This is a genomic window from Faecalimonas sp. (assembly GCA_029264305.1).
In the GTDB taxonomy this organism is placed as follows: domain Bacteria; phylum Bacillota; class Clostridia; order Lachnospirales; family Lachnospiraceae; genus Faecalimonas.
On record JARICA010000013.1, the window covers coordinates 55083 to 69675 of the forward strand.

The window sequence follows — 14593 nt, forward strand, 5'->3', positions numbered from 1 at the left end:
ATGGGGTGAGAAAAATGGAGATGAATATTCAATTGGCAGAGAATGTGAGTCACATATATATAGAAAGAGATTGTCGTCTAAATTTGGAAAAATATATTTCTTTAGATTGTAAGGTGATGATTATTACAGATGAAGGAGTGCCAGAGAAATATCATAAAGAAGTTTTAAAACAATGTAAGGAAGGATATCTTTTTATTGCAAAACAGGGAGAGGAATCAAAAAGTCTTGAGGTTTATGAACAGGTTTTGCAGAAGTTACTTGAATTAGATTTTTCAAGAAAAGATTTAGTAATAGCTCTTGGAGGCGGTGTGATTGGAGATTTAAGTGGATTTGTAGCTGGGACATTTAAAAGGGGAATGAGATTTGCATCTATTCCAACTACAACACTTTCGCAAATTGATTCTAGTATAGGTGGAAAAGTAGCTGTGAATATGGGAAATGTAAAAAATGTAATTGGCACATTTTACCATCCAGAAGTAGTATTAATTGATTTGAACACATTAGTTACGTTACCGAAAAGACATTATTATAATGGACTTGTTGAAGCTGTAAAAGCAGGGTTAATCGGTGATGTGGAGTTGTTTGAACTTTTTGAAAAGAGTGAAGATATAGAAGAAAATATAGAAGAGATTATTGTACATGCTTTGCAAGTAAAGAAAAATGTAGTTGAGAAAGATGAGAAAGAAGAACATTTACGTAAAATTTTAAATTTTGGACATACAATTGGTCATGCTATTGAAAGCATTTATCATTTGGAAGGGTACTATCATGGAGAATGTGTTGGAATTGGCATGATGATGATTTTGGAAAAAGAAGAAATTCGGGAACGACTTCGAAAAGTTTTATGTAAATTAAATGTTCCTTTGTCTGCTGAATATGATGTGGAAGAAGTTATACATTTTATTAAAAAAGATAAAAAGGCAAATGGAAAATATGTTACTGTTGTGCAAGTAGATAATGTGGGAGAGGCAAAACTTCTTCCAATAGAAATAGAAAGTTTAAGAGGGAATAAATTATGATTATTACATGTAGAAAAAATGCTCCGCAAGAAGAAGTAGATAAGGTTGTTAAAAATTTTGAAGAACAAGGATTAGAAGTGAATTTTATTCAAGGTGCAAATTATAATGTTTTTGGTATTGTTGGAGATACGACCGTTGTAGATGAAAGAAAAATTCGTGCAAATACATGGATTGAAGATGTGACGAGAATTGGGGCACCTTATAAGAAAGTAAATCGTTTGTTTCATCCAGAAGATAGTGTTATAGATGTGGCAGGAGTAAAAATTGGTGGAAAAGAGAAAGTAGTTGTTATAGGAGGACCGTGTTCTGTAGAAGGAAAAGAAGAAATTTGTAATTTGGCAAAAAAAGTAAAAGAGGCAGGAGCGGATATGCTTAGAGGTGGTGCATATAAACCACGAACATCGCCATATGCGTTTCAAGGGCTTGGAACAGCAGGAATAGAAGCTATGGTTGAGGCACGAAAACAGACAGGGCTTCCAATAGTATCTGAAATTATGAGTGCAGATAAGATTGATGAGTTTGTAGAAAATGTAGATTTGATTCAAGTTGGCGCAAGAAATATGCAAAATTTCGATTTGCTTAAAGCGTTAGGAAAAATTCGCAAACCGATTTTATTAAAACGAGGATTAGCGAATACGATAGAAGAATGGCTTATGTCTGCCGAATATATTATGGCAGGGGGAAATAATCAAGTTATTCTTTGTGAGAGAGGAATTCGTACATTTGAAAAATATACGAGAAATACGTTGGATTTAAGTGTTGTACCAATTATTAAACGAAAAAGTCATTTACCAATTATTATTGATCCATCTCATGCTACAGGTGATTGGGAACTTGTTGAAGCTATGAGTCTTGCAGCAGTAGCAGCAGGTGCAGATGGTCTAATTGTAGAGGTACATGATAATCCAGAATGTGCATGGAGTGATGGGGCACAATCATTAAAACCAGAGAAATTTAAAACAATGATTGATAAATGCAAAGTTGTAGCAGAAGTAATAGGTAGAAGCATGTAAGAAAAAGAGCAGGAACAAAAAAGATAGTTCTTGCTCTTCGTATTATGTGGAATCTGATGTAAAAGACTACCCAAATATGTTGCCGACGAATAATTTATTCTTAAAATGTGGCACACTACTGATGAAGGAGGTGTGTGGCATGAATAAGAAAAAGAATTTACATTGGATAAATATAGGGATAATATTCAGTTGTTTGATGATAGCTTTCTTTTGTTTTCAAAAAAAGTGGGAAACAAGAACAGTTTTACGGGATACTTCTAGTGATTTAAAAGTACACTTCATGAATACAGGGCAATCAGAATCAATTTTAATACAGTCCTGTGGAAAAACTTTACTTATTGATGGTGGGACAAATTTCACAGGTGGAAAAGTTGTTGAATATCTTCGCCGCAAGGGGATAACTTATCTCGATTATGTTGTAGGAACGCATGGTCATGAAGATCATATTGGTGGAATTGATGCTATTTTATATAATTTTCGAGTAGGAGAGTTGTTTTTGCCTAGGCAAGAATATAATACACACTCATATAAAGATGTTCTAGAAATAGCGAAAGCAAAACAGATACCAATTACTGTGCCAGAATGGAAAGAAAAACGTATACTTGGAGATGCAAAGATAGTGTTTTTATCACCTGAACCGAATAAAATATATGAAGATATTAATGATTCTTCACTTGCTTTAAGAGTAAGTAATAGGAAACATAGTTTTCTGTTTTGTGGAGATATTAGCAAGAAAATGGAAAAAAGAATATTGAAAACAGGTGTATATTTAAAATCGGATGTATTAAAATTAAATCATCATGGCAGTAATAATGCAAATTCTATGAAATTTTTAAAGAAAGTTTCTCCACAATATGCTGTTGTTTGTTGTGCAAAGGGAAATGCGTTTGGTCATCCTCATAAATCTGTGCTAAAACGTTTAGAAAAAAGGAAAATACGATTGTTTCGAACTGATGAGCAAGGGGAAATTTTATTTACAAGCGATGGAAAAACTTTGATGAGCAATGTGAAGCCAATAAGATGAAATTGATAATTTTCACAAAAGAAACATATTTTTTTGCTAATCTTAGAAAGACAATTAATGAGGAGAAAGATTATGGAACGATTAAAAATATTAGTAGTAGATGATGAAAGTAGAATGAGAAAGTTGGTAAAGGACTTTTTGGAAAGAGATGGATTTACTGTGCTTGAAGCAGGCGACGGAGTAGAAGCCATGGATGTTTTTTATGAACACAAAGATATTGCGCTTATAATACTGGATGTGATGATGCCAAAGATGGATGGATGGCAAGTTTGCCGAGAAGTGCGGCAAATTTCCCAAGTCCCAATTATTATGTTGACAGCAAGAACAGATGAAAGAGACGAATTACAAGGATTTGACTTAGGAGTAGATGAGTACATTTCCAAACCGTTTAGTCCGAAAATTTTAGTGGCAAGAGTGGAGGCAATTTTAAGGAGGACAAATGTCTTGTTTTCAGAAGAATCAATTGATGCAGGTGGAATTATAATAGATAAAACGGCGCATCTTGTTAAAATTAATAATGAACCAGTGGAATTAAGTTACAAGGAATTTGAATTATTGACATATTTTGCTGAAAATCAAGGAATTGCGCTTTCAAGAGAGAAAATTTTAAATAATGTATGGAATTATGATTATTTTGGTGATGCCCGAACCATTGATACACATGTGAAAAAGTTGAGAAATAAACTTGGAGATAAAGGTGATTATATTAAAACCATTTGGGGAATGGGTTATAAATTTGAGGTGTCATAATGAAATATTCAATTAAACGTCAGATGGCAACGGTATTCATAGGAATTGTTATTTTTATTCTTCTTGCAGTTTTTATCATGAATGGTAGATTTTTAGAAGAATATTATGTACAAAATAAAATGCAAGTACTAACAAATATATATATGTCTCTTGACAAATTCTTGGAGCAAGATGGGGAAATAGATGCAGAAAATTTGAATAAGACTTTAGGACCTTTAGTAGAAAAAAGTAATGTTTCGCTTATTGTAACAGATGCGACAGGAAGCATTAGAATCAAAATGCGTACGGATGCAGAAAATGAATCACTAAAAACTCGTCTAGTAGGATATCGCTTTCAAATTAATCAAAAAGAGAGCAAATTATTAAAAGCAAAAGAAAAATATGAACTTAGAAAAGCAAAGGATCCACGTAACAAGATGGAATACTTGGAAATGTGGGGGGACTTTTCTAATGGATATGTGTTTTTATTTAGAACTCCATTAGAAAGTATTCGGGAAAGTGTGCTGATTTTTAACCATTTTCTTATGTGTATAGGTGTAGGTGTTATTCTTGTGAGTATTTTGATTATATGGTATTTTTCGAAAAAGATTACAGATCCGATTTTAGAATTGGCTATGATTTCAGAGAAAATGGCAGATTTGGATTTTGATGCGAAATATACAAGTGGAGGAAAAAATGAAATCGGGATTTTAGGTTGCAATTTTAATAAAATGTCGGAAAAATTGGAAACAACCATTTCTGAATTGAAAAGTGCAAATAATGAATTGCTGAAAGATATAGAGAAAAAAGAACAGATTGAGACAATGCGAACAGAATTTTTAGGGAATGTTTCTCACGAATTAAAAACGCCGATTGCACTTATACAAGGATATGCCGAGGGATTAAAAGAAGGAATTAATGATGATGCAGAAAGTCGAGAATTTTATTGTGATGTAATCATGGATGAGGCAAATAAAATGAATCAAATGGTAAGAAATCTTTTGACATTAAATCAGTTAGAGTTTGGTAAAGAAGAGATAACATTTGAACGTTTTGATATTGTAGAGTTGGTAAAAGGTGTTATTCAGTCATGTGAGATTTTAATTCAGCAAAAAAATGTAAAAGTGAATGCTCTTATGGAAGAGTCTGTGTATGTTTGGGCCGATGAGTTTAAAGTGGAACAGGTTATCCGAAATTATATAAGTAATGCCTTGAATCATGTGTCGGGAGAGAATATAATTGAAGTAAAGATTGTGAAAAAAACGGAAACAGTTAGAGTTTCTGTATTTAACACAGGATTTCCGATTCCAAAAGAAGATATAGCACATATTTGGGACAAATTTTACAAAGTAGATAAAGCACGTACAAGAGCATATGGAGGAAATGGTATCGGACTTTCTATTGTGAAAGCAATTATGGAATCCTTACATAAGGAATATGGTGTGAAAAATTATGATAACGGTGTAGAATTTTTTATGGAATTGGATTTGAAATAAGGAAATAAAGAAGGAGATACCAACATGGGAGAAATTAATAATGATTGGTTAGATGTATTGAAAGAAGAATTTAAAAAACCGTATTATGCACAATTGCATAAAAAAGTATTGGAAGAATATAAGACAAATCTTATTTTTCCGCCGGCAGATGATATTTTTAATGCATTTCATTTGACACCATTAAAGAACGTAAAAGTAGTTATATTGGGGCAAGATCCATATCACAATGTAAATCAAGCACATGGGTTATGTTTTTCTGTGAAGCCAGAGGTGGACATTCCGCCTTCACTTGTCAATATTTATAAAGAGTTACATGATGATTTGGGGTGTGCGATTCCAAGTCATGGATACTTGACAAAATGGGCGAAACAAGGTGTGCTTATGTTAAATACAGTGTTAACTGTTCGAGCTCATCAGGCAAATTCTCATAGAGGAATAGGTTGGGAAGAGTTTACAGATGCAGCACTTCGTGCAGTTAATGAACAAGATAGGCCGATAGTATATATTTTATGGGGAAAGCCTGCACAAGCTAAGAAGTCTATGTTGACAAATCCGAAACATTTAATTTTAGAAGCACCACATCCAAGTCCATTATCAGCTTATCGAGGATTTTTTGGGAGTAAACCATTTAGTAAAACAAATACATTTTTAAAAGAACATGGAGTTGAGCCAATTGATTGGCAAATTGAGAATCAATAAGAGAGGTTTTACCTCTCTTTTTTAGTGTTATATTTTCTATTTTTCTATTGACAAATCAATGAAAATATGGTTACATGAACATATGAACAGTTATTCATATAAAGGAGGTAGAAAACAGTGAAAAAGCAGATAAAACAATGTAATTGCGAACACGAACATCATGAGTGCTGTTGTGGACATGAACATCATCATGTTGAAGAAGAGAGAAAAGAATTAAAGAGTCATGGGAAAAAAGTAGTATATACAATAGAAAATATAGATTGTGCAAATTGTGCGAGTAAAATTGAAAAGAAAATGAATGCTTTACCAGAAGTAGAAGAAGCTATTTTAACTTTCGCAACAAAACAGTTGCAAGTGGCTTCAAATTCTAACGAAGATTTACTTCCGCTATTACAAGAGGTTTGCGATTCTGTGGAAGATGGAATTGTAATTACGCAAAAAAATCAAAGTATTAAAGAATTGCGTGAAGCAAAAAAAGAAAGCAAAAAAAGTGAAATTATTAGTATTGGAATAGGTGCATTTTTGTTTGTGAGTGGAATGATTTTAAAAGAGAGAATAGAAGTTTTCTCATCTATTTTATTTATTCTTTCCTATCTTATACTTGGTGCGGAAATTGTTCTTGCTGCAGGGAAAAATATTTTAAAAGGAAAAGTGTTTGATGAAAACTTTTTAATGAGTATGGCAACTTTATCAGCCTTTGCTATAGGGGAATTTTCAGAAGCTGTTGGCGTTATGCTTTTTTATCGTATTGGAGAATTGTTTGAACAGATTGCGGTAGAACGAAGTCGTTCGCAAATTATGGAAGCAGTTGATTTAAGGCCAGAAGTTGTAAGTAGGGTAATTGGAGAAACAGTAGAAATAATTCCATCTGAGGAAGCAAAAGTAGGAGATATTGTCCTTGTGCGTGCAGGTGATAGAATTCCACTAGATAGTATTATTGTCGAAGGGAAGAGTCAAATAGATACTTCAGCCGTAACAGGAGAACCTGTTCCTGTTCAAGTAAAAGAAGGAGAAAGGGTTACTTCAGGATGTGTTAATTTAACGGGTATGTTGAAAGTGCGAGTGGAAAAGATGCTAGAAGATTCTATGGTCAGTCGAATTTTACATTCGGTAGAAAATGCAGCATCAAGTAAACCTAAAATTGATCGGTTTATTACAAAATTTGCAAGAATATATACCCCATTTGTAGTTATACTTGCGTTGGCAACAGCAATTATTCCTTCTGTAATTACAGGAAACTGGGAACATTGGATTTATACAGCGATCACTTTTCTTGTTATTAGTTGTCCTTGTGCATTGGTTTTGAGTGTTCCACTTGCATTCTTTTCTGGAATAGGTGCTGGGTCTAAAAAAGGAATTTTATTTAAGGGCGGTATAGCATTAGAAGGACTAAAAGATGTAAAACAGGTTGTTGTAGATAAAACAGGAACAATAACAGAAGGAAACTTTATATTACAAAAATGTGTTGCTTTGTCTGGAACAGAAGAAGAATTACTTTATTTAGCAGGTAATTGTGAAATGATATCTACGCATCCGATAGGGAATAGTATCGTTATGGCAGGAAAAGCAAAAGGTTTGCAGTTAGAACGTCCGCAAAAAGCTGAGGAAATTTCTGGAAAAGGTATTCGTGCTACGTTGAAAGAAGGAGAAGTCCTTTGTGGGAATCGTTCTTTAATGGAAGAAAATCAAATAAATTTACAACAGTATGAAAAGAAATCCTATGGAACAGAAGTATTAGTTGCATTAAACAGAAAATTTATTGGTTATTTGGTGATTGCAGATACCATTAAGGAAGATGCCGAGTCAGCGGTTTGTAAAATAAAAGAAGAAAAAATAGGTATTACCATGCTGACTGGAGATACAAAGAAAAGTGCAGATGCTATTGCAAGAAAAGTTGGAATTCAGGACGTTTACGCACAACTTCTTCCACAAGATAAATTGGAAAAATTACAACATATTCGCAAAGAAAAAGGAAGAGTTATGTTTGTAGGTGATGGTATTAACGATGCGCCTGTTTTAGCAGGAGCTGATGTAGGAGCAGCGATGGGAAGTGGAGCAGATGTAGCTATAGAAGTGGCAGATGTTGTATTTATGAATTCGTCTGTGGAATCAATACCGACAGCGATTCATATTGCAAAGCAAACGGGAAGAATTGCTATGCAGAATGTGATTTTTGCTTTGGTAATAAAGATACTTGTAATGGTACTTGGACTTTTGGGATTTGCAAATATGTGGTTGGCTGTTTTTGCAGATACAGGAGTAGCAATGCTTTGTGTATTAAATTCAATACGAGTTCTATATAAGAAATAAATATCTTAAAAAAGAAGATAGGAACTTATTCTCTTAAAGTCTCTGAAAATATCCGTTAAGGGATGTTTCAGAGATTTTTAGATTTTATATCGAATATAATTGTTTGCAAAAATAAAGGAATGCAATAGAAATCTTGACCGATAGAGGAAATCAGTTATAATAAGTTTAGAATATTTAGAGAGGAAGTATTGTATGGAAAAATTAGAAATAGAATGTTGCGGATCGATACATCTTCATACAAAAGCAATTCATCAAGTGAAAGATCATATGCCAAAAGAAGATAAATTAACTGATTTAGCAGATTTCTTTAAGGTGTTTGGTGATCCCACAAGAATAAAGATATTGTATGTTTTATTGCAATCAGAAATGTGCGTGTGTGATTTGGCAGAAGTTTTGGAGATGACACAGTCAGCTATCTCCCATCAACTTCGTGTATTAAAACAAGCGAAGTTAGTTAAGAATAGAAGAGATGGAAAAACGGTATTTTATTCTTTGGCAGATGGACATATACAAACAATTTTAAATCAAGGAATGGAACATATTTCAGAATAAGGAGAAGTAAAATGAAGAAGAAACTATCTGTATTGTTGTGCATGGCCTGTGTGTTTTTATTGACAGGTTGTACTGGGAAAATAGATAAAGGAGTAAAACATTTAGAGAAAAAAGAATATAAAGAAGCAGTAGAGAGTTTTGCTAAGGCAATTGATGGAGGAGAAGAGGTTGCAGAGGCATATCATGGACAAGGGATCGCTTATTGGGAAATGAAACAGTATGATGAAGCGAAAAATGCGATGCTAAATTATTTGAAGGAGAATGGGAAACCAACTGCAACAGTGTATCAGATTTTAGGAGATTCTGAAATGGAGTTAAAAAACTATGAAGAAGCTATTCAGCATTATTTAAAGGGAATGAGCTGTGAAGGACTTAATGAAAAACAGCTACAAGAAATGTCTTATAATGAAATTATCGCTTATGAAAAACTTCATGATTGGAATAGTGCAAAAGCAAAAATCTCAGCATATGTAGAAAAATATCCTGATGATAAGGAAGCAAAAAAAGAAGCAGAATTTTTGGAAACGAGATAGAGATATGGTAGAAATGATAGAATTATCAAAAGAAATTGAAAAAGTTATTTTAGTTGGAGTGAGTGTAGAAGACGATGATGATACGGAAAAATCTTTAGATGAGTTAGAAGAACTTGCAAGAACTGCAGGAGCGGTTACAGTGGGAAGAGTGATACAAAATCGCGAACAAATTCATCCGGCTACTTATGTAGGAAAAGGGAAAATAGAAGAAATCAAAGAACTTTTATGGGAAACAGAAGCAACAGGTATTATTTGTGATGATGAGTTGTCTCCTGCACAACTTGGAAATTTACAAGATGCACTAGATACAAAAGTGATGGATAGAACCCTTATTATTTTAGATATATTTGCAGAGAGAGCATCTACAAGTGAAGGGAAAATTCAAGTTGAACTTGCACAGTTAAAATATCGTCAATCAAGGCTTGTTGGTTTGGGAAAATCACTTTCAAGACTAGGTGGTGGAATAGGAACGAGAGGCCCAGGAGAGAAGAAACTGGAGATGGATAGGCGATTAATTAAAGGAAGAATTGCTCAGTTAAATAGAGAATTAAAAGAAGTGAAGCGTCATAGGGAGGTAACAAGGGAACAGAGAAATCGAAATCATTTACCAGTAATTGCTATTGTGGGATATACAAATGCTGGAAAATCTACTTTGTTAAACAAATTGACAGGAGCATCTGTACTTGAAGAAGATAAACTTTTCGCAACATTAGATCCAACAACAAGAGGATTAAAATTGCAAAGTAAGCAAGAAATTTTATTGACAGACACAGTTGGATTTATTCGTAAACTGCCACATCATTTAATAGAGGCATTTAAAAGTACTTTGGAAGAAGCAAAGTATGCAGACATTATTTTGCATGTTGTAGATGCATCGAATCCACAATTAGATGAGCAGATGCACATTGTGTATGAAACTTTACAACAATTAGAAGTAGTAAATAAACCAATTATTACAGCATTTAATAAACAGGATAAAGCAGATGTGGAAATGATAATAAGAGATTTTAAGGCTGATTATCTTGTGAAGATTTCTGCGAAGACAGGAATGGGTTTGGATGTTTTGCTAGAGACGATTGAGGAAGTATTGCGTCAGCAAAAAGTTATGGTAGAAAGAGTATATCCATATAAAGAGGCTGGGAAAATACAGTTGATTAGAAAATATGGGGAGCTTCTTACGGAAGAATATAAGGAAGAGGGCATTTTTGTAAAAGCCTATGTTCCTGTGGAACTTTATGGAAAAATTCAATAAGAAAAGGAAAACGGAGAATTTCAGGGGAATTCTCCGTTCATTATATCATAGGAGAGAAAAATGAAAAAATATCAGATAACAGAGTGGTGTCATCATTTTATAAAAAATCATGTTGAAAATGGAGAAGTTTGTATTGATGCTACAGCAGGAAATGGAAATGATACGTTACTTTTAGCAGAACTTGTAGGAGAAAAGGGGAAAGTGTATGCTTTTGATATACAAGAACAAGCATTACAAAAGACGAGGGAAAGGTTAGAAGAAAAGGGATTAGACAATCGTGTAGAACTTATTCTAGAAAGCCATGAAAAAATGGAACAATTGGTAAAAGAAGAAGTGTCTTGCGTTGTATTTAATTTTGGTTATCTTCCGGGAGGAAATCACTTTCTTTCTACAAAGACGGAAAGCAGTATAAAAGCCATTCAAGGTGGTTTGTCTTTGTTAAAAAAAGGTGGAATGATGAGTCTTTGCATTTACAGTGGAGGAGATAGCGGATTTGAAGAAAAGGAAGGGATTTTGCAGTATTTACATAGGTTGGATAGCAAAAAATATCTTGTGATTGTTAGTCAGTATTATAATCGTCCAAACAATCCACCCATTCCAGCAATCATCATAAAATTATAGGAGGGGAAAAATGTCATTACAATTTATATTTGGTAGTTCGGGAGCAGGAAAATCATATTATTTACAGAAATATGTTGTGGAAAAATCGTTAAAATATCCTACGGAAAATTATTTTGTCATTGTACCTGAGCAATTTACTATGCAGACACAGAAAGATTTGGTTATGGCACACGAAAGAAAAGGAATCATGAATATTGATGTGTTGAGTTTTGGGCGACTTGCCCATCGCGTTTTTGAAGAAGTAGGAGGAAATCAAAGAACTATTTTAGATGATACGGGGAAAAGTTTGATTTTGCGAAAAATTGCTGGGGATTATGAAGACGAATTAAAAGTATTGCATGGAAATTTAAAAAAACACGGTTATATAGGAGAAATGAAATCAGTTCTTTCTGAATTTGCACAATACAATATCAATGGGGAAACCTTAGATAAAATGATAAATTCAGTAGAAGAGGGGACGTATTTTCAATGGAAGTTAAAGGATATTGCTAAAGTTTATGAAGGGTTTTCAAAATATCTTTCAGATAAGTATATTACAAATGAAGAACTTTTAGATGTACTTTGCGATGTGATTGGGAAATCGAAGATTTTAAAGGACAGTGTTATTGCATTCGATGGTTTTACGGGATTTACACCAGTACAGGACAAAGTGATGAAAGAACTCCTTCGTGTTTGTAAAAAGGTGATTGTAACTGTCACAATAGATGAAAAAGAGAATCCATATATATTTTCACATCCATATCAGTTATTTGCTTTAAGTAAACGTATGGTTACGGGGGTAGTTGCACTAGCGAAAGATGAAAAGGTGGAAATAGAAGAGTCTGTTTGTTTGTCGCAAAATCCTGTATATCGTTTTCGTGAAAATCCACCGATGAGATTTTTGGAGAAAAATTTATTTCGTTATACGACGGAAGTTTTTCCGGAAAAACAGGATAATATCTCTCTTCATTCTACAAAAATGCCGAAAGACGAGACAACGTTTGTTATGCAAGAAATACGTCATTTAGTTCGTGTACAGGGATATAGATACAGAGATATTGCAATAATTGCAGGAAATATTTCGACTTATGCGGACTATATGCAAAAAATAGCAAGAATGTATGATGTTCCACTTTTTATGGATTATAAGAGAAGCGTTTTATTAAATTCTTTTGTTGAATATATTAGAAGTCTTTTGACGATGGCAGAGAAAAATTTAACTTATGAAAGTGTATTTAGATTTCTTAGGACAGGACTTACTCAATTTTCAAGAGAAGAAATAGATATTGTAGAAAATTATGTTATAGCAATGGGGATCAAAGGATATAAAAAATGGAATGAAAACTGGGTGAGGACTTATAAAGGACTATCTGAAGAGGAACTGGGGAAAATAAATGAAATCAGAAGCATATTTGTGGATAAGATACAAGAAGTGATGGGAGTCCTAAAGAAACGGAGAAAGACAGTCAAAGAAATTACTCTCGCTTTACATGATTTTTTTGTACAAGAAAAGTTGCAAGAAAAATTGGTGAAATATGAGGAAAGATTTCAAGAAGAAAATGAGCCTGCATTGGCGAAAGAGTACGCACAGATTTATCGAATTGTAATTGAGATATTTGATAAGTTTATTGAACTTTTAGGTGATGAATATTTGTCATTAAAGGAATATTCAGAATTGTTAGATGCTGGATTTGAAGAGGCTAAAGTTGGTGTTATTCCGCCGGGGATCGACGAGGTTATTGTCGGTGATATGGAGAGAACAAGATTAAAAGAAGTAAAAGTTCTATTTTTTGTTGGAGCAAATGATGTCTTCATTCCTGGAAATCAAGTGGGGAGTGGACTTCTTTCTGAACAAGATCGAAAGATATTTGAGGAGCAGAAAATTCCTCTTGCCCCTAATGGAAAAGAGAAAATTTATATACAGAAATTTTATCTTTATATGAATCTAACGAAACCGAGTGATAAAGTCTACATCTCTTATAGTAAAATCAGTGCTGAGGGAAAAGGAATTCGTCCAGCATATTTTTTGCAGGATTTAAAAAGGATATATCCTGCAATCAAAATTCAGGATGAAGAAGAAAAGGAATTTACAGAATTAGAGTTAACCAAAAAAGCAGGAATTTTTCATATTATTTCTGGTTTGCAGAGAAGAAGAGAAGAAATTACGGCTGAATGGTTGGAATTATATGCAGCCTATAGACGAGATGAAAAGTGGGAGAGTGTTATTGACAATTTAATTGAAGCTGGTTTTTATAAAATGCCAGAAGATAGAATATCAAGACAAATGGCTGAAAAACTCTATGGGGAAAAGATCGAAGGAAGTGTGACGAGATTAGAAAGATTTTCAGCTTGTGCATTTGCACATTTTTTATCATATGGTTTATGCTTGAAAGAGAGAAAGGAATATCGATTTGAAGCAGTTGATTTGGGAAATATTTTTCACCGAGCAATTGAAATATTTTCACGAAACCTTGTGAAAAGTGGATATACATGGACAACTCTTTCGAAAGAAAAAGCAGAACAAATGATAGAAGAAAGTGTGGAAATGAGTATTGTAGATTATGGAAATACAGTTCTCTATAGTTCTGCAAGAAATGAATATATCATTACTCGTATTAAACGAATGATGAAGAGAACGGTGTGGGCTTTATCAAAACAGTTGGAAAAAGGAGATTTTATTCCAAGTGGTTATGAAGTTTCTTTCGGAAAAGGAAAAATAGATCGCATTGATATTTATGAAACAGATTCCAAAGTGTATGTAAAAGTGATTGATTATAAAACGGGCACGAAAACATTTAGTCTTGCATCACTGTACCATGGATTGCAGTTACAACTAGCGATATATATGAATATGGCGGTAGAATTGGAGAGAAGAAAACAACCGGAAAAAGAAATTATTCCAGCAGGATTATTTTATTATCAAATGAAAGATCCGGTCATAGATAAAGTAGATGAGGATAAAAGAGAGGAAACTATTTTATCGAAACTTCGATTGGATGGAATTGTAAATGCAAACGAAGAGGTAATTAGTCATTTAGATAAGAATTTTAGTGGTAATTCATTGGCGATTCCAGTTGGGAAAAATAAGAATGGAAGCCTTTCTAAAACATCAAAAGCGTTTTCGGAGAAGGATTTTTCTGTTATTTCCAGATATGTAGATAAGGAAGTAAAAGAAATTGAAGGACGAATGCAAGATGGGGAGATGCAAGTTGCTCCCTATGAGATGGGAACAAGTCGTGGATGTGATTTTTGTCAATTTAAAGGGGTATGTCATTTTGATGAAAAAATTGATGGATGTGAGTATAGAAAATTTGGAAAATTAAGTGATGAAGAAGTATTGAGAAGAATGATGGAGGAATTGTAATT

Annotated in this window: 12 protein-coding genes; all 12 read left to right on the top strand. The window is 33.4% G+C overall.

Annotated features, from left to right (window positions below):
* The first annotated feature begins 14 nt into the window (after window positions 1–14).
* The 12 genes from aroB (at window position 15) to ACY2U7_RS03820 (ending at window position 14591) form a co-directional block, all read left to right on the top strand.
* The gene (gene aroB, locus ACY2U7_RS03765) at window positions 15–1019 is read left to right on the top strand and encodes a 3-dehydroquinate synthase (RefSeq protein WP_461813112.1); all 1005 of its coding nucleotides are present in this window, start codon (window positions 15–17) and stop codon (window positions 1017–1019) included.
* Complete coding sequence (gene aroF / locus ACY2U7_RS03770) at window positions 1016–2032, top strand: 3-deoxy-7-phosphoheptulonate synthase (protein ID WP_461815919.1); 1017 nt, start codon at window positions 1016–1018, stop codon at window positions 2030–2032. The genes aroB and aroF overlap by 4 nt, the downstream gene beginning before the upstream one ends.
* Window positions 2033–2171: 139 nt before the next feature.
* Window positions 2172–3056: a ComEC/Rec2 family competence protein gene (locus tag ACY2U7_RS03775; protein ID WP_461813114.1), complete on the top strand. Its 885-nt coding sequence runs from the start codon at window positions 2172–2174 to the stop codon at window positions 3054–3056.
* A 72-nt stretch (window positions 3057–3128) separates the two neighbouring features.
* Window positions 3129–3806: a response regulator transcription factor gene (locus ACY2U7_RS03780; protein WP_461813115.1), complete on the top strand. Its 678-nt coding sequence runs from the start codon at window positions 3129–3131 to the stop codon at window positions 3804–3806.
* A complete protein-coding gene (locus tag ACY2U7_RS03785) occupies window positions 3806–5281 on the top strand; it encodes a HAMP domain-containing sensor histidine kinase (RefSeq protein ID WP_461813116.1) in 1476 nt (491 codons plus the stop codon). Before ACY2U7_RS03780 ends, ACY2U7_RS03785 begins: the two co-directional genes overlap by 1 nt.
* Before the next feature lie 24 nt (window positions 5282–5305).
* Window positions 5306–5980: a uracil-DNA glycosylase gene (locus tag ACY2U7_RS03790; protein WP_461815920.1), complete on the top strand. Its 675-nt coding sequence runs from the start codon at window positions 5306–5308 to the stop codon at window positions 5978–5980.
* A 117-nt stretch (window positions 5981–6097) separates the two neighbouring features.
* Complete coding sequence (locus ACY2U7_RS03795; RefSeq protein WP_461815921.1) at window positions 6098–8290, top strand: heavy metal translocating P-type ATPase; 2193 nt, start codon at window positions 6098–6100, stop codon at window positions 8288–8290.
* Between the two features lie 192 nt (window positions 8291–8482).
* Window positions 8483–8842 (top strand): ArsR/SmtB family transcription factor, encoded by a 360-nt coding sequence (locus tag ACY2U7_RS03800; RefSeq protein WP_461813119.1) that lies wholly within the window; start codon window positions 8483–8485, stop codon window positions 8840–8842.
* Window positions 8843–8853: 11 nt separating this feature from the next.
* On the top strand, window positions 8854–9375 hold the full coding sequence (locus tag ACY2U7_RS03805; protein ID WP_461815922.1) for a tetratricopeptide repeat protein: 522 nt from the start codon (window positions 8854–8856) through the stop codon (window positions 9373–9375).
* 4 nt (window positions 9376–9379) lie between these two features.
* Window positions 9380–10627, top strand: a complete 1248-nt coding sequence (gene hflX / locus ACY2U7_RS03810) for a GTPase HflX (RefSeq protein WP_461813121.1) — start codon at window positions 9380–9382, stop codon at window positions 10625–10627.
* A gap of 60 nt (window positions 10628–10687) precedes the next feature.
* Window positions 10688–11248 carry a tRNA 5-(aminomethyl)-2-thiouridylate-methyltransferase MnmM gene (mnmM, locus tag ACY2U7_RS03815; protein ID WP_461815923.1) on the top strand — a complete coding sequence of 187 codons (561 nt, stop codon included), beginning with the start codon at window positions 10688–10690 and terminating at the stop codon, window positions 11246–11248.
* A 10-nt stretch (window positions 11249–11258) separates the two neighbouring features.
* Window positions 11259–14591, top strand: coding sequence for a PD-(D/E)XK nuclease family protein (locus ACY2U7_RS03820; RefSeq protein ID WP_461815924.1), 3333 nt, complete (start codon window positions 11259–11261; stop codon window positions 14589–14591).
* Window positions 14592–14593: the final 2 nt, after the last annotated feature.